The sequence below is a fragment of the Oceanisphaera sp. genome, assembly GCF_048268965.1.
GTDB lineage: Bacteria > Pseudomonadota > Gammaproteobacteria > Enterobacterales > Aeromonadaceae > Oceanimonas.
Genome location: NZ_JBLWUK010000008.1, coordinates 1 through 22,569 on the forward strand (window position 1 = coordinate 1; position 22,569 = coordinate 22,569).

Genomic DNA, 22,569 nt, shown 5'->3' on the forward strand with positions numbered 1-22,569 from the left:
GGAGTGGTAGTTCAGTTGGTTAGAATACCGGCCTGTCACGCCGGGGGTCGCGGGTTCGAGTCCCGTCCACTCCGCCATTAACATCAAAACCCCAGCAGAAATGCTGGGGTTTTTTCGTTATGGCTCGAGGACTGAACTTCATTACCTCTCCGGGTGAGCTCGACTGAATGCGTCGAGCCGGTTGCAGGCCTGCTCGATGGCGAGGAGCCTGGGATAAGGGCTCATGTCCAGCTTGAAGCGGTGGGCATTATAGAGCTGAGGTATCAGGCAGATATCCGCCAGCGTCGGCGTGTTGCCGCAGCAGAACGGGGTGTCGCTGCCGCTCAGTTGCTGCTCCAGGGGCGCCAGTCCCTGCTTCAACCAGTGGTGATACCAGGTGGTTTTCTGCTCTTCGCTGAGTCCGAGCTCGCCGGTCAGGTACTTGAGCACCCTCAGGTTGTTGATTGGATGAATATCGCAGGCTACCTGTAGCGCCAGCGCCCGGGTGCGGGCCCGTTCCAGCGGGGTGCCCGGCAGCAGGGGGGGATCGGGATAGCATTCGTTCAGGTATTCGATAATGGCCAGTGACTGGCCGAGAATGCTTTCTCCGCTTCCTTGATCGTCAATAGCCAGGCTGGGCACCAGACCGGTGGCGTTGAGTGCGCGGTAATCATCGCTTTGCTGGGCACCATCCAGCAAGGAGATGGAGGTGGCCTCATAGGCCACCCCTTTCAGATTAAGCGCGATGCGTACCCGGTAGGCCGCGGAAGAGCGAGCATAATCATAGAGTTTCATGTTTCACTACCTGCTGATCGATGGCGCCGAAAATAGATTGCCCTTGTTGATCCAGCATCTCGATTTTCACCCGGTCGCCGAACTTCATGAAAGGCGTTTTGGCTGCTCCCTGCTCGATGATCTCCAGCATGCGGCGTTCGGCCAGACAGCAGGATCCGGTGCTACGATCCAGATTCGAAACGGTGCCCGAGCCGATAATGCTGCCAGCGCACAGCGCCCGGTTGAAGCTGACATGAGCGAGCAGCCGGGCGAAGTTGAAGGTCATGTCGGTGCCCGCATCCGGTTCGCCGAACAGCTCACCGTTCAGATGAACCCGCAGACGGTGGTGCACCTTGGTGTCTTGCCAGGCATCTCCCAGCTCGTCCGGGGTGATCGCCACCGGCGAGAAGGAAGAGGCCGGTTTGGCCTGGAAGAAGCCGAAGCCCTTGCCCAGCTCGCCCGGGATCAGGTTGCGCAGGGACACATCGTTGACCAGCATCAGCAGCTTGATATGGGAGCCGGCCTGTTCGACGCCGGTGCCCATGGGCACATCGTCGGTTATTACCGCAATTTCGCCTTCAAAGTCGATACCCCAGGCTTCGTCGGCCAGCCGAATGTCTTCACGGGGGCCAATAAAGCCGTCGGACATACCCTGATACATCAGCGGATCGGTCCAGAAACTGGCCGGCATCTCGGCGCCACGGGCCTTGCGCACCAGCTCAACATGGTTGACATAGGCGCTGCCGTCGGCCCATTGATAGGCGCGGGGCAGGGGCGAGGCACATGCGGCCTGAACAAACGCAAAGCTGTCGGCGCATGACCCATCGTTCAGTTGCTGATACAGCGCCTGCAAGGCCGGCTCGGTATCTGCCCAGTTATCCAGTGCGGCCTGCAGGGTAGCGGCGATCTGTGTGGCCTTGACCGCTCGGCTCAGATCCCGAGATACCACCACAAGCTGGCCGTCGCGGCCCTGTTTCAGAGAGGCTAATTTCACAATAATCTCCTTGAAGTAACGCTATCGTTATCAAAATGAATTAACACCGAACGGGTTGCATCTTTGACCTGTGTTCAGTTTTAAAATCATGTTTTTATTCAGGGCTGATGGCTTTAGAGCCTGGCTCCTGGCCGTCTTTATGTTTTTACCTGCCAGGAGTTCACATAGTCGATGTTCTCAACGCCTTCCGGCAGCTCGGCCACATTCAGCGGCAGTCGGCTGTCGATCATTACCGCCACTTCATCGGTCTCGGTTCTGGCATGCTTGGCGCCGGCGGCGAAGGCCTTGGGGTGAGGTCCGTGGGTAAAGCCGCAGGGGTGCAGGGTCACCATGCCCGCCTCGATATTGTCCCGACTGAAGAAGTTGCCCTTGTGGTAGAAGATCACTTCATCGTAGTCATCGTTGTTGTGGTAGAAGGGCACCTTGAGCGCACCGGGATCGGACTCTATTGGACGGGGCACGAAGGTACAGATCACGAAGCCATTGGCCACAAAGGTAGTGTGGGCGGAAGGCGGCAGATGATAGCGGTGGCTCATCAGCGGACGTATGTCACGCCAGTTGAGTTTGAACACCGTCAGATCCCCTTTCCATCCCTGGGCATCCAGAGGGTTAAAAGGGAAGGTGATGCAGTTCATCTGTTCTCGTGCCTTGAGCAGTACCCGCCAGTCACCGGCCCTGGCCTGCTGGTCCTTGAAGGCGTCATCGATATGCGGATATTCGAGAATGGCCGGATCGAACACCGCATGGGGGCCAACCAGCCCGCGTTCGGCGGTCATGTAAGAGCCGCCGGTGGCTTCAATCATCAGCATGGTGACCGGCTCATCCAGCTCCAGCCGCCAGCTGGTGGAGCGAGGCAGAATAATATAGTCGCCGTCACGAAAGGTCATATGGCCGTAGTCGCAATAAAGGTGACCACTGCCCTGGTGGATAAACAGGCACTCGTCGCCATCACCGTTGCGTACCAGATGATCCATCGACTGGTTGCTCTTCCAGATGCGTACCCGGACGTTGGCATTATTCAGCAGAGGGGAGGCATCCCAGGGCGTCTGGCCCGGCTGCTGCAGAAGATTGGTGTCGAAAGCCCGGGGGCGCAGCGGTCCTTCCCAGTCACTCCAGCCGGTGGGAGCATGGCTGTGATACATATGGGTTGCCGGGCCGAAAAAGCCCTCTTTGCCGATCTCCCGCTCGAAAGTACCTTCAGGCATGTCGCAGTGGGCCTGACGAGAGGTGTTTCCCTCACGAATAGGGAATTGGAACCATTTACGCATGAGTCTTCTCTCCTTGCATTTCCATTGAGCTGGCTATCTCAAAAGCCTGCTCGAGCACCTGAGCATCACCAATATGATTGGCCAGTAATAAGATAAGTCTGGCATTGATCCGCAGACTACGCTCCACGTCGTCTACTCGATGCAGGTCGATCAAGCGGGTATAGATATGGTCCGGGCTCAAGCGAACAGAGCAAGGCCGCCGAGCGTGACGCTGGATCCTGAGGTTTGATCCAAGATTTGAAGCGGATTCAGCAGAGACTGGTCAGAGTCGTGTGGGAGTCGGAGGTACAGGCTTCCATAAGCCGCCGTACGATAGTTTCAATCGTGTGCAGTGATGAACGGGTGCTGGAAACCGCAAGTTGTGGAAGGAGGCTGTGCTGCCTCCTTACCATCTTGTGTGAACTGTTTAAGTTCAGGCGCTTATGTGAGGGTAAAGAGCATAGATAACGGTAATCGGTAGTCTTTATTTATCATCTTCTTTTATGGTTCTCCTGAAGCCGTTGATGGAGCTGCCTAGATCATTCCCTAGACCGCGAAGCTTTTTTGAGCCGAATAACAGCACCAGAATCAAGACCACAATAAGAAGCTGCCATGCACTAACACCACCCAGTCCCATAAGTCCATCTCCACTTTAATGTCCGATACCTGCGCCGTCAGGGCATGCAGGGAATACAATACCTATGTTTCTGCTTCAGAAACCGTAAAGTATATAGGAAACAACCGCTCTTCATATCGGCTGCCGGGACTTTCCCCTATCATTCCGGCCGATGATAATCTGAACGGTGGTTTCAATTAACAATTTATTCTATGTCTTCGTAGGGCAGGCCCACGTAGTTTTCCGCTATGGTCTTTCGCCCGGCCTCGGAGCCGACGAAATACTCCAGCTCGGTCTGTAACATACGTTTGGTGAAGGCATCATTTTCCGGGAAGTCGTGCAGCATGCTGGTCATCCACCAGGAGAAGCGTTCTGCTTTCCAGATGCGGCGCAGACAGATTTCGGAGTATTTCTCCAGCAGATCGGTACGGCCTTCCTGATAAACCTTGACCAGGATACGGTACATGGTATTCACATCACTGGCGGCCAGGTTCAGCCCCTTGGCGCCGGTTGGCGGTACTATGTGGGCGGCATCGCCGAGCAGGAACAATTTGCCGTATTGCATGGGCTCCACTACAAAGCTGCGCAGCGGCGCTATGCTTTTCTCCAGTGAGGGGCCGGTCACCAGCTTTGCGGCCTGCTCGGCGGGCAGACGACTGCGGAGCTCTTCCCAGAAGCGTTCGTCGGACCAGTCTTCCACTTTCTCTGTCGCCGGCACCTGTACATAATAACGAGTACGGGTAGAGGAACGCATGCTGCACAGCGCGAAACCACGCTCATGACGCGCGTAGATCAGCTCGTCGTGTACCGGCGGGGTATCTGCCAGTAGGCCCAGCCAGCCGAAAGGATAGACCCGTTCAAATTCGGTCAGCACCTCGGACGGGATCGACTTGCGCGACACCCCGTGAAAACCGTCGCACCCGGCGATATAGTCACATTCCAGGCGATAGGTTTCACCGTCTTTTTCAAAGGTGATATACGGGCTATAACTCTTCATGCCATGAGGCTGAACGTTGCTGGCCTGATAGATGGACTTGGCGCCGCAGGCTTCGCGGGCGGCCATCAGATCACGGGTAACCTCGGTCTGGCCGTAGACCATCACTGTCTTGCCGCCAGTCAGGGCTTTCAGATCGATATGCTCCAGTCGGCCATCGAGCGCCAACTCAAAGCCATCGTGCACCAGGCCTTCGGCATCCATCCGTTCGCTGACACCGGCTTCGCGCAGCAGGTCAACCATACCTTGCTCAAGTACGCCGGCACGGATTCGCCCCAGTACATACTCCGGTGTCTGGCGCTCGACAATCACATTGTCGATGCCTGCCTTGTGCAGCAACTGACCCAGCAGCAGACCTGCGGGGCCGGCTCCAATAATAGCGACTTGTGTTTTCATGTCTTTCCTCCATGGCCGGCATCAACCGGTTACCCCTATGTTATTAAGTTGTATTTTTAGTTAAAATAGAGCTAATAAACAGGGACTATTGATGGTTATAGTTGGACTTTTTAAAACATAGGGAGAAGGCGTGGGAGGAGAGATACCGGTTTTTAAGCTCTATGGAGAGCAGGGGCATTGGGTGACTCCCGATCTGCTGCACTATGAGTCTATCGCCCAGCGCAGCAGCCTGCATGACTGGGAAATCAAGCCACACCGGCACAGTGACTTTTATCAGCTGCTCTATGTGCAGCGGGGGCAGGTCGAGCTGAATATCGAGGGAAATGTCAGCGTAGTCGAAGAGCCTGTACTGCAGTGGGTCACGCCTTTGTGTGTGCATGGTTTCCGCTTTTCTCAGGATGTGCGTGGCTGTGTTCTGACCCTGGCGACTCCCCTGGTGTCCCGTTTCGAACTGGCCATGAACATGCCACTCGCCTTTGGCTCTTCTTCACTCAGCCTGGAGTTGGGAGAGGACAAGGCGTTTCTCGACACCCTGTTTACTTCATTGGAGCGGGAGTACGGCCATCATGCATCGGGAAGGGAGCTGGCGCTGGAGGCCTGGGTCAATCTGTTGTTGACCTGGGTGCAACGGAGAAGCATAGAGCAGCATGCATTCAGCGAGCTGCGTTCGAAGGGACATGCCTATTTTTCCCGTTTTTCCAGCATGGTTGAACGCCATTATCATGAACAATGGCCGGTTCAGAAGTATGCCGCCACCCTGGGGATCTCGGTGGTGCGCCTGAATGGCATCTGTCATCAGCTGGGCCAGCAAACGGCGTTGCAGTTTATTCACCAACGACTGTTACTGGAGGCGAAGCGTAATCTGATTTACACCGCCATGACCATAGCCCAGGTCTCCGATAGCCTGGGCTTCAGTGAGCCGGCTTATTTTTCCCGTTTCTTTCGCAGGCTGACCGGGTGTTCTCCCAAAGCGTTTCGAGAGGCGGGTGTCGGGCAGCTGTCAGACGGGGTGCAAGGCGCTCAATAATGCCACACCGTAAAAAACAGCGTCAGCCTGTTGCTGACGCTGTCTGGTCAATAGACTTCAGTGTGAATGACTGGCATGGTGTCGTCACGCCCGGTGAGCGGGGGGATTTCCCGTTCACCGGGCGTGTGACAGGACGGGGCTCAAGATTCGAGAAATTCCAGCGCCCCTGTCACCCTGTCACCATCCTGGGCTCACTGAACAGTCGCTAACGGTCAAAGCCGGGAGCCAAATGCACAAAACCACTTAAAACGACGCCTGTCAAGCGCAAATCCGGCAGGCTGCTAGACGTCTAGATAGACGTCCACGCAAAGTGCTTATGTAGGTTTTGTTGATCTTTTCCTCAAGTATCTCTGGGCTCTCCATAACTCTGGCCAATTTTAGCTTCCACCTCCATTTTGAAAGCTTTAAGCGGCTCGATGTACTCCGGCTTGCGGGTTAATGCACGGCTGACTGGAGCTACAATCGCCACGGCGAACTTACCGAAATAAGTATCCAGCGAGACAGCAAACGAAGCTAGGCCCGCCATATATTCTTCATAATCTTCTGCATATCCTGCACTGCGAATGTGCCGGATGTCCTCCATAAGCGCCTCTCTATCGGTTCCCCCTGGTTTGTCTGTTGCAAGAGTTTTGTTCAGTATTTTTGCGACAGCATCGTCCGTCATGATTGCCAGCAGAGCCTTCCCGACGGAGGTCGAGTGGAACGGCACATGCAACCTTCCCATGGACGGCACCACACGCAGCTCCTGCTCCGAAACCACCCGCTCAAGCACCAGAACCTGATAGTGCTCAACACCGCAAAACACCAAAGTTTCATCCACTTCGTGACAAAGGTCCGCCAGTAAAGGACGAACCACCGAAATTACATCAATGTGCGTGTGATAAAGCAGCCGCCCCAGTTCAGGGCCAAGCCGGTGGCCACCCTGGCTCCCGACCATCTCCACGAAACCCTCTGTCTCAAGTGCCGCAATAATACGTTGAATCGTTGACCTTGGCAGGTCGACCGCTTTGGCAATCTCTGCGAGGCTCAGACCTTTGGGATGGTCGCCCAGTTCACGCAATATTGCCGCTGCACGAGCGATCACCTGAATTCCCCCGTGTCGATTTTCGATCTGGCCACTCTGCTGTGTCGCTTTCATTAATCTCTGCGTCTCCCGCTTTTCGTTAGCCCGTTATTACGCTTGCCCCACTTCGTAGTGTCAAGTATCCGAGCCAGTACAGTATAAACCGACGTTGCCTTGTGTACCACTATGCGGTTACAATGCCGCCTTTCAGTACACGAACATAAACACAAACACCACATGGGACTGAATACGTGAATCCAAAAACCTTATCAGCCAGTATAGGCAAGCTCGTCACCCTGCTTTTTACCGCACTCATTGTCGCCGGTTGCAGTGACCAAGCATCACAACAGCAACAAATCGAGCGGCCCGCGCCCCAGGTCGGCATTTACAAAGTCACTGAACAGCCCTTGGCGCTGACCTCCGAGTTGCCCGGCCGAACGCGGGCCTGGCGCACCGCGGAAGTCCGGCCACAGGTCAATGGCATTATTCAGGAACGCCTGTTTACCGAGGGTTCCGTGGTGGAAGAAGGCACGGTTCTGTATCGCATTGACGATGCCCCCTACCGGGCGGCTCTGGCTCGCGCCAACGCCAGTTTGGTGAACGCCCGCAATCTGGCCAGCCGCTATGAAAACCTGCTGGGCAGCCGTGCGATCAGTCGCCAGCAATACGACGATGCCCTGGCCGGCCTGCGCAGTGCCGAAGCGGAATACGAATCTGCCCGCATCAACCAGGCTTACACTGACGTCAAAGCCCCGATCACCGGTAAAATCAGTCGAACCCGGGTAAGCGAAGGTGCGCTGGTCACCAATGGCCAATCGCAGGAGCTGGCGACGATCACACAGCTTGACCCGATCTACGTGGACATCGTTCAGCCTGTCACCAAGTTGCTGGATATGAAACACGCCATTGAAACAGGTCTGATCGAGGCGGATGAGAACGACAATGTTGACGTGTCTCTGGTGCTGGAAAACGGCCAGGAATACCCCCATTCCGGTGTACTCAAATTCTCCGAAGTGGTGGTTGATGAGGGCACCGGTTCGGTGACGCTGCGCGCCGAATTCTCCAACCCCAACGACAAGTTGTTGCCGGGCATGTTTGTGCGCGCATTGGTGACCGAGGGCGTACGCCAGAATGCCATTCTGGTTCCACAGCAGGCGGTAACCCGCGACACCCGTGGCGTGCCGGCCGTTTGGGTCGTCAGTGACGACAACACCGTTCAGCGCCGCGACCTGGAACTCGCCGGGACGGTTGGCAATACCTGGCTGGTTAACAGCGGCCTTACAGCCGGTGAGAACGTGGTGGTTGAAGGTGTGCAGCGCCTGGCGCCGGGGATTCCGGTAGTGGCCTCTCCTGCCGAAAATCTCGCCATTAATACCGACCTTCGCACCAGCGCACAGTAAGGAGCTCCCTGTATGCCTCATTTCTTTATTGAGCGCCCCATTTTTGCGTGGGTGATCGCGCTGCTGCTGATGCTGGGTGGTGGTCTGGCCATCAAGAGCCTGCCCGTAAACCAGTTTCCGGATGTTGCGCCACCGGCCATCGCGCTATCCGTTATTTACCCGGGAGCCTCGGCGCAAACCGTCCAGGACACCGTGGTTCAGGTCATTGAACAGCAACTGAATGGCTTGGATGGACTGCGTTACATCTCCTCCGAGAGTAACACGGATGGCAGCATGGAGATCATCGCGACCTTCGAACAGGGCACCGATCCGGACATTGCCCAGGTGCAGGTGCAGAACAAACTGCAGCTGGCCACCCCCCTGTTGCCTGAAGAAGTGCAACGCCAGGGTATTCGGGTGTCGAAGTACAAGGTCAACTTCATGCTGATGGTTGCGCTGGTGAGTGAGACCGGCGAGTACAATCAGGGCGATCTTGCCGACTACATCGTGTCTAACATACAAGATCCGATTGCCCGCACCCAGGGTGTGGGCGACTTCCTGCTGTTCGGCTCCCAGTACGCCATGCGCTTGTGGCTGGACCCGGAAAAGCTGAACAGCTATCAGCTTACCCCGCAAGACGTCATCAGCGCCGTGCGCGCCCAGAACGTCCAGGTCTCGGCCGGTCAGCTGGGTGGACTACCCACCGCCGACGGTGTGCAACTGCAGGCCACGGTGATCGGCAAGCAGCGCATGAAAACCCCCGAAGAGTTCGAAAACATTCTGCTGAAGGTCAACGCCGATGGCTCCCAGGTACGCCTGAGCGACGTTGCGGATATCAGTCTGGGTAACGAAAACTACGCCGTTACCGGTAAACACAACGGCAAACCGGCCGCCGGTATGGCCCTGCGCCTCGCCACCGGGGCCAACCAACTGGAAACCGCCACCCGGGTCAAGGATACCCTCACGGAACTGGAAGCCTTCCTGCCTGAGGGCATGAAGATTGTCTTCCCCTATGACACCACGCCAGTCGTTACGGCTTCCATCGAAACCGTGGTGATGACGCTGCTCGAAGCCATCGTGCTGGTGTTCCTGGTGATGTTTCTGTTTCTGCAGAGCTGGCGCGCGACCCTGATCCCCACCCTGGCGGTGCCGGTGGTGTTGCTGGCGACCTTCGGTGTGCTGTTTGCATTCGGCTTTACCATCAACGTGATGACCATGTTCGCCATGGTACTGGCCATCGGCCTGCTGGTCGACGATGCCATTGTGGTGGTGGAGAACGTGGAACGGCTGATGGAAGAGGAAGGGTTGTCGCCGAAAGAGGCCGCCAAGAAATCCATGGATCAGATTTCCGGCGCCCTGCTGGGCATCGGCCTGGTGATATCCGCGGTGTTCCTGCCCATGGCCTTCTTTGGCGGCTCCACCGGAGTGATCTACCGCCAATTCTCGGTCACCATTATTTCTGCCATGTCGTTCTCGGTACTGATCGCCTTCATTCTGACCCCCGCCCTGTGCGCCACCATGCTCAAGCCACATACACAGCATGAGAAGAAAGGGTTCTTTGGCTGGTTTAACCGTACCTTCAATCGTAACGCCGACCGTTACAAAAAAGGCGTGAGCTACATCATTGGCCGCAAAATCCGATTTATGGGTGTGTACTTGCTGTTGGTGGCGGGCGTTGGCTTCCTGTACACCAGTCTGCCCACTTCCTTCCTGCCGGATGAAGATCAGGGCACGATGATCGTGATGGTGCAACTGCCAACCAATGCCACCGCTGAGCGTACGGAGGCCGTACTGGAGGAAGCGCAGAACTACCTGCTGGAGCAGGAATCCGAGGTCGTGAAAGGCGTCATGGCGGTGCGGGGGTTCAACTTTGCCGGCCGTGGCCAGAATTCGGGCATTCTATTTGTGGACTTGAAGCCCTTCGCCGACCGGAAAGAGTTTGCCAAGAGTGTGTTCATGCTGGCTGAACGGGCCGGTGGCCGTTTTGCCCAGATCAAAGATGCCATCGTGTTCCCGATTGTGCCGCCGGCCATTCTAGAGCTGGGTAACGCCACCGGCTTTGATCTCTACCTGAAGGACGATGGTTCGATCGGCCACGAGGGCCTGATGGCCGCCATGGGGCAATTCCTTGAAGCGGCCAATGCCGCCCCTGAACTGATGATGGTGCGCCATAATGGCCTGCCAGATGAGCCTCAATACCAGGTGATCATCGACGACGAAAAGGCCCGCTTGCTGCAGGTATCCATTGCCGACATTAACGCCACCATGTCTGCGGCCTGGGGTTCCAGTTACGTTAACGATTTCCTGCACAATGGCAGGGTCAAGAAGGTGTATGTACAGGCTACTCAGGAGTCCCGCCTGGCGCCGGAAGACTTTGACAAATGGTTCGTACGCAACGCCCAGGGCGAAATGGTGCCGTTTGCCGCCTTCGCCACCGGCGAGTGGGTCTTTGGTTCACCACGCCTGCAGCGTTACCAGGGTGTGCCAGCCGTGCAGGTCCAGGGCGCCCCGGCTCCGGGCTACGCTACCGGCGATGCCATGATGGTGCTGGAGCGGTTAGCGCAGGAACTGCCGCCGGGGATCGGTCTGGAATACACCGGCCTGTCTTACGAGGAAAAACAGGCGGGCAGTCAAGCCATGCAGTTGTACCTGTTATCGATTCTGGTGGTGTTCCTGTGTCTGGCGGCCCTCTATGAAAGCTGGTCCATTCCGTTTGCGGTGATCATGCTGGTGCCTTTGGGGGTACTGGGTGCCGTGCTAGCCACTCTGGCCCGGGGCTTTTCGAACGATGTGTTCTTCCAGGTGGGCATGCTGACCACCATGGGGCTGGCGGCGAAAAACGCCATCCTGATCGTGGAGTTCGCCCGCCAGTTGTATGAAGAGGAAGGCAAGCCACTGCTGCAAGCCACCGCAGAAGCCGCCCGCCTGCGTTTGCGGCCGATCATCATGACCTCGCTGGCGTTCATCTTCGGTGTGCTGCCCATGGCGCTTGCCAGTGGTGCCTCCAGCGCCAGCCAGCACGCCATAGGTACGGCTGTGGTAGGTGGTACTCTGGCGGCCACTATTCTGGCGATTTACTTTGTGCCGCTGTTTTATGTGTTTGTTACCGGCTTGGTGGCCCGCAAACACAACACAGCGAAAGTGGAAGGTGTGACCCCATGAACAAGCTGAGTCGAGTTATTCTGGCGGCTACGTGTGCCAGCCTGCTTGCCGCCTGCTCAACGGCGCCGCAGTATCAGCAGCCTTCGCCAGCGGTGCCTGAGAAGTGGCTGGCGACCGACGATGGAGAGGGGGCCGGCGCCGAGCTGTCGCTGGCAAGCACCGACATTCAGTGGCGGGACTTTTTTACCGATACCGGTTTGCAACAATTGATTTCCGCCACCTTGGAACACAATCAGGATCTGCGCGCGGCTGCCCTGAGCGTCGAGGTGCTGCGCGCCAGGTATCAGATAGAGCGGTCTGCACTGTACCCGAACCTCGCCATTGGCGGCGGCAGCACACGCCAACGACTGCCCGCAGATCTGTCCCCTTCCGGCAGTGCGGCAACTTCGGGTCGTTACGATGCAGCCGTGGGCTTGAGCACCTATGAAGTCGACTTCTTTGGTAGGGTTCGCAACCTTTCGGCGGCGGCTCTTGAGACCTATCTGGCGACCGAGTACGCACAACGGAGCTTGCAAACGTCGTTGATCAGTGAAGTGTCCACGGCCTACCTGTCCTGGCTCACGAACCGGGATCAACTGAAGCTGGCCGAGGCAACACTCGACAGTTATGAAGAAAATCTCAATCTGATCAGACAACGGTTTGAAGGCGATGTTGCTTCGTCGCTGGACGTGACCCAGGCCCAGACACTGGTGCACCAGGCCAGAACTCAAGTCGCACGTTTCGATCGGTTGGTAAAGCAGGAGCTCAACGCACTGGCTTTCTTTACGGGTCACAACTTGCCTTCGACTATAACGGAGTCCAGAAGCTCCATCCCGATAGCCATGGGCCACATTGAAGCAGGCTTGCCATCAAGCCTGCTTACCCGCCGGTCAGACATCCTGGAAGCAGAACACAAACTACGGGCAGCCTATGCAGATATTGGCGCTGCCCGAGCGGCATTCTTCCCCAGCATTACGCTAACCGCCAATGCTGGGGTCGCAAGCAGTGAGCTGTCCGGTTTGTTTGAAGGCGGCAGTGGCGCGTGGCTGTTCGCCCCGCAAATCAATCTGCCCATTTTCACCGGTGGTCGGTTAAAGGCGGGGTTGGAAGTGGCAGAAACCACTCGCGACATTCGTGTGGCTGAGTACCAGCAAACCGTCCAACAGGCATTTCGTGATGTGGCCGACAGCCTTGCCGCGCGCGAAACCTACAAGGTTCAAGTTGATGCGCAGCAGGCATTGGTCGACGCAAACAGTGAATACTTTGAGTTGGCCCAAAATCGCTACAATGCGGGCGTCGACAACTACTTGACGGTACTGGATGCTCAGCGCCAGTACTTCAGCGCCCGACAACAATTGTTGTCTGACCGGTTCAACCAGCTTGCTGCCGAAATCAGTCTGTTCCGTGCTCTCGGAGGGGGCAGTCATCCATCCTGATATGTACCGGAGCCTCGGCCCTTGCGCAACCTTGGCCGCGGCATGAACTCGGTGGAAATTACGCCCCGTTCATGGGGCGTAATTTCAAAAAACCGATCATAGGGACGGCGCGGCCCACCGCCATGCTCAATCGGTTCGAATCACTGGGCCAAGTCAGAGCAGTTATAAATCGCTGGATCCGGTACCACTACGCAGAACGACTGTATCAGCCTTTAGGCTATGTGGTACCCCGAGCACTTCCGGAACTAGTTGCGTAGGGCGTGTAGCAACCAGCGGCATTACCATTGCTAGCCTACATCAGGCAGCTGTATTAGGAGATCAGAACCGTGACGACAAGCGAGCGTCTTTACAAGCGCAGGTGGGGTCAGGCGCTTGTGGAAAAGGAGACCCACCCTGCAGGTGCAATAGTGGTCAAGGACTATAGCAAATGTGGTTTTCCCGGCACATTAATCTACGGGCGACTAGTTCCCAATCGAGAGCATCATGCACTCCAAAGCCTCGCGGGCCAGGAAGGCATCCCTCAGCAGGCAAGACACAAGAACCCCCCACACCATCAGTTACCGTTACATAGAGGGGCTCACCCTGCGCCAAGCCGGTGGCAACTCACCGCTGCCCAAAGCGTTTTTCACAGACCTGTGGGACCTGGTGACAAATATACACCGCCATGATTTTGTGCATCTGGATCTGGGCAACAGTGGCAACATCCTGGTCCGCGACGGTGCCAGCCCTGCCATTATCGACTTCGCCTCTTGCACGTCCACCCGTCATTTTCCCAGCCGGCTACGGCGCGCTCTTGAGAAGCGTGACCGGCTCGGCCTGTTAAAATTCTGGCACAGATACTCACCGGAGACGATGCCTCCGGTGATGGTTGATTACTTCAACCGGCACTATCACAAACATCTGGCCGCCGGCCTGGGTATTTCCATCGTCCCAGACACCTGTAAATGGTTTTCACCACCCGGAGTGCGCTTCATCGAGATGCCGGAGCTGACTCAATGCGACATGTCGGTGTCCTTTGCATGGAACACCCACAACCAGTCCCCGGCCCTGCAGAATTTTATCAATACGGTACTGGAGTGCAGCCGGGATGAAAGCGTGGGCAGTTAGCGGCCCCGCTTTGGGTGGGGCCGGCGGAGTTCAGAATACCTTGGTCATATTTATACGGAACATATCCCCCTGGGGGCCGTTCTTGACCTGATACTCGTTCAGGTAGGCGGCGGCCATGCCAAAGCCGAGGCTAGGCCAGAAGTAGCCGGCCTCCAGGCCCAGAGCGTGCTTCTCTACCTTGCCTGGCGTGAATCTGGGACCCGCCCCTTCATTTTCTTCCAGCTGCCAGCCGTCGTAGCCGATAAGTCCCAGTTCTATGCCGTTATCCAGGCGCTTGCCCAGGCCCCACTCCACCTGCCAGCTGTCACCGCGGTCGATGTCGTCCTTGTCATCGAAGTTGATTTCGTAGCGGGACAGGGCCGAGAAGGACCAGCTCTTGGCGGCGTCCGGATAGAAGGTGCCGCCCAGGGTGATCATGGCGCTCTTGTAGCCCTTGCCGGGAGAGGCGGGCTCGGAGCTACTGGCGGTGTCGAACCAGACCCCGGAGGCAAACACCGCATCCCACTGCTGGCCGTGCCAGCCGAGGACCACAGGGCCGATAAAGATATCACCGACACCGCTTTCGGAGCTATCGAGGCCGGCGATATTGAAATCCAGCGAGGTATGCTGGATCGGGATTATGGTCTCGAAGCCGTAGTCGGCATTGAGAAACTTCTTGTCGGTAATATGGATTAAGCGGTTGGCCAGGGCGGTCACCGAGCCGGTGTTGCTGCCGGGCAGGGCGTCGCCGTTGTCGTCATTGAGCTGGTCGATTTCATATTGTACCGCATAGCCGCGATAGTAGGTGCCGGGCGGTGGTACGGAGGAGCCCTTGATCCCTTCGACCCCGGGAACATAGTGTCCGGTTACCGCTAGAGCAGCCGGAGAGGCCAGCAGCACGGCGGCGGCCAGAGGCGTGAGGGCGCGGGCTTTATTGTTACGTGAAGCGGGAGAACGTAAAATACTCATAAACATTCCTTGTTGTTAGTTGACCAAGGCAGGGCTCGAACCTGCCAGTATTGTTATGACCATCAGGCCGTCAGAGGAGGCCCACCGCCAGCGCCGGGAAGGCGATTAACAATGATGTTGATTATCAGCGTCCTGGCAGTTGCCGAATAACTGCAACGTCATAAACATTAATTTCTCATTGGAGCAACAAAGCTAAAACAATCAATCAGGGATGAATAATGAATAATTGGCCCTTTTCTATATTGGTTTCGATATAGGCAAGGGCTAAAGGCGGTGCCAGATGCAGGTTAGCGGAGAAACAGCAACAGCGCCGAAATGGTGAAGAAGGCGGTGACTGTGGTCAGCATCAGGGCGCTGGCGGTGAAGTTTCGGTGGCCGTACTGACTGCCGAAAATGGGATAGATGCTCATCATCGGCATGGCCGCCAGCAGGATGGCTGCCAGCTGCAGCTCGGGATCGAAGGGCGGCAGCAACCAGATCAGCAACGCTACCAGCAAGGGATGGATCAGCAGCTTGCCGACCAGCACCGGCGTGATGCCGACGAGCTTGCCCTTGATCGGACTGCCGACCAGAGAGGCGCCGATCATGAACAGGGCGATCGTGGCCGAGGACCGGCCCAGCATTTCCAGGGTGGTGTTGACCGGTTGTGGCAGGGTAATGTCCAGGGTCGAAATCAGGAGGCCGACGGCGATGGCGATGACCAGAGGGTTGCGCAGTACTTGCTTGGGCAACTTGAGCAAGACTCGGCCCAGGGGCAGGCCGGTACTGCGTGAGGCATGAAACTGCAGCAGCGTCATGGATAAGGGGATGATCAGCAGGGCCTCGACCAGCAAGGCCATGGCAAAGGCCTTGCTGGCGCTGCTCTCCGCTAGCTGTAACAGCACGGGAAAGCCGAAATAGGGGGTGTTGGGCATGGTCATGCCGATGGCCTTCAGGGAAGCGAGCACCGGTTCATTTTTCAGCACCCTCAAGGTCAACAACAACCCCAGCCCCATCATCAGCAGGGTGCCCAGACCATAGGCCAGTATGAAGCCGGGCTCGATGATCTCTTCGATGTGCATGGAACTCAGGGTACTCAGGATCAGCCCCGGCATGGCAAAGTAGAGCACAAAGCGACCCAGGCCGGGAATGGCCTCATGGGGGAGCATGCGCCAGCGTACGGCGACGTAGCCGATAGCAATCAGCAGGAAAATAGGGGCGGTAATGGACACTATAGCCAGCAAAGGCATCTCCGTTTATGTGAGCGATTCATTCAGTGGCCGGCGTCAGCCAGTATCTCTTCGAACCAGGCAGAGGTAGCCCCCCCTTCCAGCAGATGCTGCTGCAGTTGAGCCAGATTCAATTCGATGCCGCATTGCTCCTTGATGAGCGAAAACAGGTGGCGATCCCCACCGATAGCCTGCTTGCAGGCCGCTTTAACCAGATCTGTTGCCTGATCCCGTGGCATTTGGCGGGCCAGGGCGAAGGTGGCAGCCTCGGCGAAAATCACCCCGTTATACAACTCCAGGTTGGCCTGCAATCGGTTGGTGTTGACCACCAGGTGGTTGAGCGCGTCTTCGGCGTGATGCAGGGCCACAGCCGTACACATCAGCATGGTGGGCAATACCAGCCATTCCTGAGTCCAGGCGCTGCCGCTGCGTTCGTGCTCCTGCACCATGGCCTGGTGCATTTGTCCTACCTGTCCGGCGTTGTGACGTGCCATGGCGACCAGGATCTCGGCGTTCACCGGGTTGCATTTCTGGGGCATGGTGGACGAACCGCCGCCATTGGTGAAGGTGATTTCACCGACTTCGGTCTGGCTCAGCCACAGCCAGTCCTGACCAATTTTTCCGAGTAGCCCAGTGGTCATAGCCAGCCAGTTGGCCAGCTCTACCAGGCTGTCGCGCTGGGTATGCCAGTTGCGGCCGACTGCCAGATTCAGTCGTTCGGCCAGCCGGATGGCGATGGCCGGGGCCTGCTTCCCCATGGCGGCCAGGGTGCCGACCGCTCCGGCCAGCTGCAGCTTGAGCAGGCGCGGTTTCAGTTGTTGCAACCGCTCCTGCTGGCGCAGCAAGGGTTGCAGCCAGTTGGCGACCTTGAAGCCGAAGCTCATGGGTACTGCCTGCTGGGTACGAGTACGGCCTGCGGTCAGGCTATGGCGATGGGCCCGGGCCAGTCGGGCCAGCTGATTGATAATCTGCGTCAGGCGGGCTTCATAGAGGACGATCAGCTCCCGGCAGTTCAGCACCAGGGCGGTATCGACAATATCCTGACTGGTGGCACCGAAGTGCACCCAACGTGCCTGGTCGGCGGGCAGGGCCTGCTTTAGCGCCTTGACCAGAGCTGGCACCGGTACCCCGGCCGCGGCGGTGCCAGATGCCAGCTTGATGGCAGGCAACTCCAGCTCGGCGGCGGCCCGGGCGATGGCCTCGGCGGCGTCGGCGGGGATCAGTCCGCAGTCGGCCTGGGCCAGAGCCAGTTCGCCCTCGACCTTCAGCATGGCGCGAATTTGGGCGTCATCACCCAGCCAGCGCGCCGCATCCGGGTTGGATAGCAGCTCCCGGAACAGGGCGGAATCAAAAGGAGAGATGGGAAACATGGCGGCCTCGCTGCAATGACGGCGTTAATGGTACAGGGTGGTGGGGCTGGTACATAGCCATACCGACCCGCAAGCAGGTATGGCCATTTTGATTACACCTCGAAGAACACGGTTTCTTTGTCGCCCTGCATGTGAATATCGAAGCGATACTCCACACCGCTACCGGTTTCTTTACGCTGGGCGATCAGGGTCTGGCGACGCTCGGCGGGCACCTTGCTCAGCACAGGATCGTCCTGGTTGGCTGCGGCTTCATCGGCAAAGTAGACGCGAGTGTAGGCATGGCTCAGCAGACCACGCAGAAACACCATCACAGTGATGAAGGGGGCGTGACCATCCTGGGCAGCACCCGGCTTGATGGTGTCGAAGCTGAAGCTTAGATCTGTGCTGGTGCCTGTGCCACAGCGGCCAAAACCCAGAAAGCTCTCATCCAGCGGCCTGGCGGCGCGGTTATCCAGCGGATGGTTGAAGCGACCGGCGGCATTGGCCTGCCAGATTTCGATCATGGCATCGTCCACGACAGCTCCCTGGCCGTCGAATACCTGACCGGTGAGACGAATGCGTTCACCCTGAACCTCGCCCTGCACCAGCTGACTGCCGGCTACCTGGGAATAAGGGTAGTGATACTGCTGGGCAGTCAGGCCGTAGGCGAAGTAGGGACCCACGGTTTGTGAGGGGGTTTGTTTCATGGTCATGGCTCAGGCCTCCACAGGAGTGGCGTTTACACCACGCAGCACAATGTTGAAGATATAACCCAGGGCGAAGCCTTCTTCGGTCACATCCAGTGAAAAATCGCTGACCAGCCGGTCACGGGCTTCCGCCGGGGTGGCTTCAAGGATGGGATCCAGGGGCAGCAGGGGATCGCCAGGGAAGTACATCTGGGTCACGATACGGGTGGCAATGGACGGTCCGAACAAGGAAAAGTGGATGTGATTCGGGCGCCAGGCATTGGAGTGGTTGCCCCAGGGGTAGGCGCCAGGCTTGATGGTATAGAACTTGTAGCGGCCTTCGGCGTCGGTCAGGCAGCGACCGGATCCCAGGAAGTTGGGATCCAGCGGCGCATCGTGCTGGTCTGCCTTGTGCACATAGCGGCCGGCGGCGTTGGCCTGCCAGATTTCAACCAGGGTGTTGGCGACCGGCTGGCCGAACTCGTCGAATACCTGGCCGGTCACCACAATGCGCTCGCCGATGGGCTCGCCGTTGACCTGGCCGTTTTTGGTCAGATCGTGATCCAGCGGTCCTACTACTTCCGGGCCAAAGGCCGGGCCGGTCAGTTCGGCCAGCTCGGGATCGATCTTCACCAGGTTCCGGGACACCCCCCGCAGGGTGGACGACTTGTATTCTGGCGAGAGGTAGGCGGGATGGCTGGACCAGTCCCTTTGGGTAATGCTGCTCATGATCATTGTTCCTCTTGGTTTTCGAGTTCGTTATAGACTTCCTTGGCGATGCGGAAGGCGACATTCGAGAATGGCACGCCGGCATAAACGGCAAGGTGGAGCAGGGTTTCCTGTACTTCCGCCTTGCTGGCGCCGGTGTTGCGGGTAGCACGAATATGCATGGCCAGCTCTTCTTCATGGCCCAGCGAGGCCATCAAGGCGATGGTCAGCAGGCTGCGGTCCCGCTTGCTCAGGCCAGGGCGGCTCCAGACCGAGCCCCAGGCGCCTTCGGTAATAAAGGTCTGAAAGGGCTCGTCGAAGACGCTTTTATTGGCATTGGCCCGATCGACATGGGCATTGCCCAGCACGGAGCGGCGCACCCTCATGCCCTGCTCAAAGCGGCTCGGCTCGGGGTTATGCTGATTGAGAAAATCGATGACAAGGGCGGCCAGCGCGGCCGGTTGCTCAACGCAGGGCAGGTGGCCGGCGTTTTTGATGACTTCGAAGCGGCTGCCCGGGATCAGCTCGGCGGTGCTTTGCACCAAATCCGGCGGGGTGGCGCCATCCTGATCACCGACCACACACAGGGCAGGCTGGGTCAGACGCGCCGAGCTGTCGGTTAGATCTGCATCACGGATGGCGGCGCAGGTACCTATATAACCTTCCATCGGGGTACGGGTCAGCATGTTGCGCCACAGGGCCAGTTCTAGCGGCTTCTGGTGGCGAAACCCGGTGGCAAACCAGCGTTCCAGCACGGCGTCGGCGATGAAGTCGATCCCCTTGTCGCGGATGGTCTTGATGCGATCATCCCAGCCCTGGGCGGGGCCTATCTTGTGGGCGGTGTCACACAGGATCAACGCTTTCACCAGCTCCGGCCGGCGGGCCGCCACACCCTGGGCGATGATGCCGCCGACCGACAGGCCGCACAAGGCCACCTGGCTCAGCTCGAGTGCGTCGAGCAGGCCAATCAAATCATGGATGTGGTCATCGATATGGTAAGGAGCCGGCGGACAATCCGACAGGCCGTGGCCGCGTTTGTCATACCGTAAAAAGCGGTATTGCCCGGCCAGCAGGGGGAGCAGTGGTTCCCATACCCGCATATCGGTGCCAAGAGAATTGGAAAAGACCAGCAAGGGCAGGTGGCTCGGACCTTCCAGTCGGTAGTGGAGCATGACTCCGTTGATTGTCTGGGTCTGTGTCATGGTGTGGGCCTGTGTTGGCGACAGAAAATATTAAACTCAATGTTGCCCAAAGTAACGCTTATGTAAAATGAGGGTTTGTCAGTTTAGTATATTGAAAATGATATGGCATGTGTTCGTGTTAGGTAATGAGACGGTTCGGTAACAGAAACGGATTTGCAATTTTAGCTCCAGGGGGATCTTATCAGGAAGCCGGTGGATTAGTTTTTCTGGTCGTCAGATGGTGAACAGCATAAAAAATAGTGCAGCTTGGCTTTATGTATATCGTTTTTGATATGTGTTTTAGCCTAAATTTCATTTTTAACCCCCGTTATTAATAACTACTCTTGGGTAACATTGACATAACATTAGTATCTGCTCTGGAGCATAACTGTTTACTGGCGGAGGACGTCGTGACCCAGGTGGTCAATCTCGATTAAGGTCATTCTCTGCGTAACCGGCAGTCTGTCACTGCTGATACCAATCTAAAGAAAGGATGTTTTATGACTACCAGTTCTTATCAGAACCTTGAGTTGCAGCCTCTGGCGGGTCAGTGGCGGCCCGGACGCTCAGAACGCAAGCTGCAAGTCGTTAACCCTTACAATCAGCAGACCCTGCTGGAACTGAACCTTGCCACCCCAGAGGATCTTGACGAAGCCTTTATTACCGCGCGCGAAGCCCAAGTAAACTGGGCGGCTATGGCACCGGCTGCCCGTGCCGCTGTTATGCTGAAAGCGGTGGAGATCTTTGATAAACGCAAGGAAGAGATTGTCGAGTGGATCATCAAGGAGTCAGGCAGTACCCGGATCAAGGCACAAATTGAGTGGGGAGCGGCCCGCGCCATTACCCTGGAAGCCGCCAGCTTTCCATCCCGGGTGCACGGCCGCATTCTGCCTAACGACATTCCGGGCAAAGAAAGCCGAGTCTATCGCAAGCCGCTGGGTGTGGTGGGTGTGATCAGCCCCTGGAACTTCCCCCTGCACCTGACTCAGCGCTCGCTAGCGCCAGCCCTGGCTCTGGGGAATGCCGTGGTAGTCAAGCCGGCCAGCGATACGCCGATCACCGGTGGTCTGCTGCTGGCTCATATTTTCGAAGAAGCCGGCCTGCCGGCAGGTGTATTGAGTGTGGTGATAGGTTCCGGAGCCGAAATAGGTGATGCTTTTGTCGAGCATCCGGTCCCCGGTTTTATTTCCTTTACCGGCTCGAGCGAGATCGGCCTCAATATTGGTCGTCTGGCCAGTGGCGGCAAGCACCTCAAACATGTAGCGCTGGAACTGGGTGGCAATAGCCCTTTCGTGGTGTTGGCCGATGCCGATGTGGAGCAGGCTGTCAATGCCGCCGTAGTGGGCAAGTTCCTGCATCAGGGCCAGATCTGCATGGCGATCAACCGCATCATTGTCGAACAGCCGCTGGTAGAAGAGTTTAGCCGCCGCTATGCGGAGCGGGTCAAGGCGCTGCCTTACGGGGATCCGAGCAAGCCCGAGACAGTGGTAGGTCCGGTGATCAACAGCAAACAGCTGCAGGGTCTGCTGACTAAAATTGAAACTGCCAAGGCCGAAGGTGCCAGTGTGCTGGTGGGTGGTGAGGCGCAGGGTAATGTGCTGCCGCCCCATGTATTCGGTAACGTCACCGCCGACATGGAGATCGCTCGCGAAGAAATTTTTGGCCCTCTGGTGGGCATTCAGACTGCACGCGACGAGCAGCATGCCCTGGAGTTGGCCAACCAGAGCGAATATGGCCTGTCCAGCGCCGTCTTTACCGGCAGTCTGGAGCGGGGCGTACGTTTTGCTCAGGGCATTCAGGCGGGCATGACGCATATCAACGACATGCCGGTCAATGATGCCCCCAACGCCGCCTTTGGTGGCGAGAAGAGTTCTGGGTTGGGACGCTTCAACGGTGAGTGGGCAATCGAAGAGTTTACCACCGACCACTGGATCACAGTGCAGCACGAGCCGCGCCGTTATCCGTTCTGATTGAACCCATTGCCTGTTTAAGCAAGGAGCATCCATGTTTTCATCTATCAAGGTCAAATCCGTTGCCGCAGCCTGCCTGGTACTGCCGGCGGCCCTGGCCAGCTTCTCGGCCAGTGCCAGCGGCGACGGCCAGTGGAAGGGCGGCGAGCACGTCTACCAGAAGGTCTGTGGCCATTGCCATGAAACCAATGGCGCCATCGGCCCCGTGCTGGCCGGTCGCGGCCTGCCGCCGGCCTATATCTCTACCATAGTGCGTCATGGCTTCCGGGCCATGCCGGCGTTCCCGGCTTCCTTTATCGATGACGCCTCGCTGCAGCAGGTTGGCGAGTACATCCAGCAACTGCCGGCCCCGGCTCAGGAGTAACC

20 protein-coding genes and 1 tRNA gene are annotated in these 22,569 nt (G+C 57.5%); 8 read left to right on the top strand and 13 right to left on the bottom strand.

Translation table 11 applies throughout. The annotated features are described in order from the left end of the window. Positions 1-77 (top strand) — tRNA-Asp (locus tag ACN0VL_RS05670). Positions 78-141: 64 nt separating this feature from the next. On the opposite strand, the gene maiA is transcribed toward ACN0VL_RS05670, so the two are convergent. From maiA to pobA, 6 genes are all read right to left on the bottom strand, one after another. Then, positions 142-774 carry a maleylacetoacetate isomerase gene (maiA, locus tag ACN0VL_RS05675; RefSeq protein WP_417615370.1) on the bottom strand — a complete coding sequence of 211 codons (633 nt, stop codon included), beginning with the start codon at positions 772-774 and terminating at the stop codon, positions 142-144. Beyond that, on the bottom strand, positions 761-1,747 hold the full coding sequence (locus ACN0VL_RS05680) for a fumarylacetoacetate hydrolase family protein (RefSeq protein WP_417615373.1): 987 nt from the start codon (positions 1,745-1,747) through the stop codon (positions 761-763). The genes maiA and ACN0VL_RS05680 overlap by 14 nt, the downstream gene beginning before the upstream one ends. 137 nt (positions 1,748-1,884) lie before the next feature. Continuing rightward, complete coding sequence (locus ACN0VL_RS05685; protein WP_417615375.1) at positions 1,885-3,015, bottom strand: homogentisate 1,2-dioxygenase; 1,131 nt, start codon at positions 3,013-3,015, stop codon at positions 1,885-1,887. After that, positions 3,008-3,196 (bottom strand): DUF2783 domain-containing protein, encoded by a 189-nt coding sequence (locus ACN0VL_RS05690; RefSeq protein ID WP_417615377.1) that lies wholly within the window; start codon positions 3,194-3,196, stop codon positions 3,008-3,010. The genes ACN0VL_RS05685 and ACN0VL_RS05690 overlap by 8 nt, the downstream gene beginning before the upstream one ends. Positions 3,197-3,478: 282 nt before the next feature. Continuing rightward, a complete protein-coding gene (tatA, locus tag ACN0VL_RS05695) occupies positions 3,479-3,631 on the bottom strand; it encodes a twin-arginine translocase TatA/TatE family subunit (protein WP_417615379.1) in 153 nt (50 codons plus the stop codon). Positions 3,632-3,815: 184 nt separating this feature from the next. After that, on the bottom strand, positions 3,816-5,000 hold the full coding sequence (gene pobA / locus ACN0VL_RS05700; RefSeq protein ID WP_417615381.1) for a 4-hydroxybenzoate 3-monooxygenase: 1,185 nt from the start codon (positions 4,998-5,000) through the stop codon (positions 3,816-3,818). 130 nt (positions 5,001-5,130) lie between these two features. Here pobA and ACN0VL_RS05705 point away from each other — a divergent pair, with 130 nt between their 5' ends. Beyond that, positions 5,131-6,027: a helix-turn-helix domain-containing protein gene (locus ACN0VL_RS05705; protein ID WP_417615383.1), complete on the top strand. Its 897-nt coding sequence runs from the start codon at positions 5,131-5,133 to the stop codon at positions 6,025-6,027. Positions 6,028-6,367: 340 nt separating this feature from the next. Here ACN0VL_RS05705 and ACN0VL_RS05710 read toward each other — a convergent pair whose 3' ends face one another. Continuing rightward, positions 6,368-7,165, bottom strand: coding sequence for an IclR family transcriptional regulator (locus ACN0VL_RS05710; protein ID WP_417615385.1), 798 nt, complete (start codon positions 7,163-7,165; stop codon positions 6,368-6,370). Positions 7,166-7,341: 176 nt separating this feature from the next. On the opposite strand from ACN0VL_RS05710, the gene ACN0VL_RS05715 reads away from it, so the two are divergent. From ACN0VL_RS05715 to ACN0VL_RS05730, 4 genes are all read left to right on the top strand, one after another. Continuing rightward, entirely contained in the window at positions 7,342-8,490 is a 1,149-nt protein-coding gene (locus ACN0VL_RS05715) for an efflux RND transporter periplasmic adaptor subunit (protein ID WP_417615387.1), read from the top strand. Between the two features lie 12 nt (positions 8,491-8,502). Continuing rightward, on the top strand, positions 8,503-11,631 hold the full coding sequence (locus ACN0VL_RS05720) for an efflux RND transporter permease subunit (RefSeq protein WP_417615389.1): 3,129 nt from the start codon (positions 8,503-8,505) through the stop codon (positions 11,629-11,631). After that, the gene (locus ACN0VL_RS05725; RefSeq protein WP_417615391.1) at positions 11,628-13,046 is read left to right on the top strand and encodes an efflux transporter outer membrane subunit; all 1,419 of its coding nucleotides are present in this window, start codon (positions 11,628-11,630) and stop codon (positions 13,044-13,046) included. The genes ACN0VL_RS05720 and ACN0VL_RS05725 overlap by 4 nt, the downstream gene beginning before the upstream one ends. A 645-nt stretch (positions 13,047-13,691) precedes the next feature. Continuing rightward, complete coding sequence (locus ACN0VL_RS05730) at positions 13,692-14,153, top strand: hypothetical protein (protein WP_417615393.1); 462 nt, start codon at positions 13,692-13,694, stop codon at positions 14,151-14,153. Positions 14,154-14,183: 30 nt separating this feature from the next. Here the strand turns inward: ACN0VL_RS05730 and ACN0VL_RS05735 are convergent, their stop codons facing one another. The 6 genes from ACN0VL_RS05735 to pcaD all read right to left on the bottom strand — a co-directional run bounded on the left by ACN0VL_RS05735 (position 14,184) and on the right by pcaD (position 20,254). Further along, on the bottom strand, positions 14,184-15,101 hold the full coding sequence (locus ACN0VL_RS05735; RefSeq protein WP_417615395.1) for a SphA family protein: 918 nt from the start codon (positions 15,099-15,101) through the stop codon (positions 14,184-14,186). Between the two features lie 287 nt (positions 15,102-15,388). Then, positions 15,389-16,324, bottom strand: coding sequence for an AEC family transporter (locus ACN0VL_RS05740; RefSeq protein ID WP_417615397.1), 936 nt, complete (start codon positions 16,322-16,324; stop codon positions 15,389-15,391). Positions 16,325-16,353: 29 nt separating this feature from the next. After that, entirely contained in the window at positions 16,354-17,679 is a 1,326-nt protein-coding gene (gene pcaB, locus ACN0VL_RS05745; RefSeq protein WP_417615399.1) for a 3-carboxy-cis,cis-muconate cycloisomerase, read from the bottom strand. 92 nt (positions 17,680-17,771) lie between these two features. Continuing rightward, a complete protein-coding gene (gene pcaG, locus ACN0VL_RS05750; RefSeq protein ID WP_417615401.1) occupies positions 17,772-18,371 on the bottom strand; it encodes a protocatechuate 3,4-dioxygenase subunit alpha in 600 nt (199 codons plus the stop codon). Between the two features lie 3 nt (positions 18,372-18,374). Further along, positions 18,375-19,073: a protocatechuate 3,4-dioxygenase subunit beta gene (gene pcaH / locus ACN0VL_RS05755; protein ID WP_417615403.1), complete on the bottom strand. Its 699-nt coding sequence runs from the start codon at positions 19,071-19,073 to the stop codon at positions 18,375-18,377. A 2-nt stretch (positions 19,074-19,075) separates the two neighbouring features. Next, positions 19,076-20,254 (bottom strand): 3-oxoadipate enol-lactonase, encoded by a 1,179-nt coding sequence (gene pcaD, locus ACN0VL_RS05760; RefSeq protein WP_417615405.1) that lies wholly within the window; start codon positions 20,252-20,254, stop codon positions 19,076-19,078. A gap of 479 nt (positions 20,255-20,733) precedes the next feature. Between pcaD and ACN0VL_RS05765 the strand changes: the two genes are divergently transcribed. Beyond that, the gene (locus tag ACN0VL_RS05765; RefSeq protein WP_417615407.1) at positions 20,734-22,203 is read left to right on the top strand and encodes an aldehyde dehydrogenase family protein; all 1,470 of its coding nucleotides are present in this window, start codon (positions 20,734-20,736) and stop codon (positions 22,201-22,203) included. A gap of 34 nt (positions 22,204-22,237) precedes the next feature. Next, positions 22,238-22,567 carry a c-type cytochrome gene (locus tag ACN0VL_RS05770; protein WP_417615409.1) on the top strand — a complete coding sequence of 110 codons (330 nt, stop codon included), beginning with the start codon at positions 22,238-22,240 and terminating at the stop codon, positions 22,565-22,567. The last annotated feature ends 2 nt before the right edge of the window (positions 22,568-22,569 follow it).

What these genes read in the sequence shown, in the direction of transcription:
- maiA (WP_417615370.1), bottom strand. Translation starts at nt 774, where the DNA reads ATGAAACTCTATGATTATGCTCGCTCTTCCGCGGCCTACCGGGTACGC.
- ACN0VL_RS05685 (WP_417615375.1), bottom strand. Translation starts at nt 3,015, where the DNA reads ATGCGTAAATGGTTCCAATTCCCTATTCGTGAGGGAAACACCTCTCGT.
- tatA (WP_417615379.1), bottom strand. Translation starts at nt 3,631, where the DNA reads ATGGGACTGGGTGGTGTTAGTGCATGGCAGCTTCTTATTGTGGTCTTG.
- pobA (WP_417615381.1), bottom strand. Translation starts at nt 5,000, where the DNA reads ATGAAAACACAAGTCGCTATTATTGGAGCCGGCCCCGCAGGTCTGCTG.
- ACN0VL_RS05710 (WP_417615385.1), bottom strand. Translation starts at nt 7,165, where the DNA reads ATGAAAGCGACACAGCAGAGTGGCCAGATCGAAAATCGACACGGGGGA.
- ACN0VL_RS05720 (WP_417615389.1), top strand. Translation starts at nt 8,503, where the DNA reads ATGCCTCATTTCTTTATTGAGCGCCCCATTTTTGCGTGGGTGATCGCG.
- ACN0VL_RS05725 (WP_417615391.1), top strand. Translation starts at nt 11,628, where the DNA reads ATGAACAAGCTGAGTCGAGTTATTCTGGCGGCTACGTGTGCCAGCCTG.
- ACN0VL_RS05735 (WP_417615395.1), bottom strand. Translation starts at nt 15,101, where the DNA reads ATGAGTATTTTACGTTCTCCCGCTTCACGTAACAATAAAGCCCGCGCC.
- pcaB (WP_417615399.1), bottom strand. Translation starts at nt 17,679, where the DNA reads ATGTTTCCCATCTCTCCTTTTGATTCCGCCCTGTTCCGGGAGCTGCTA.
- pcaG (WP_417615401.1), bottom strand. Translation starts at nt 18,371, where the DNA reads ATGACCATGAAACAAACCCCCTCACAAACCGTGGGTCCCTACTTCGCC.
- pcaH (WP_417615403.1), bottom strand. Translation starts at nt 19,073, where the DNA reads ATGAGCAGCATTACCCAAAGGGACTGGTCCAGCCATCCCGCCTACCTC.
- pcaD (WP_417615405.1), bottom strand. Translation starts at nt 20,254, where the DNA reads ATGACACAGACCCAGACAATCAACGGAGTCATGCTCCACTACCGACTG.
- ACN0VL_RS05765 (WP_417615407.1), top strand. Translation starts at nt 20,734, where the DNA reads ATGACTACCAGTTCTTATCAGAACCTTGAGTTGCAGCCTCTGGCGGGT.
- ACN0VL_RS05770 (WP_417615409.1), top strand. Translation starts at nt 22,238, where the DNA reads ATGTTTTCATCTATCAAGGTCAAATCCGTTGCCGCAGCCTGCCTGGTA.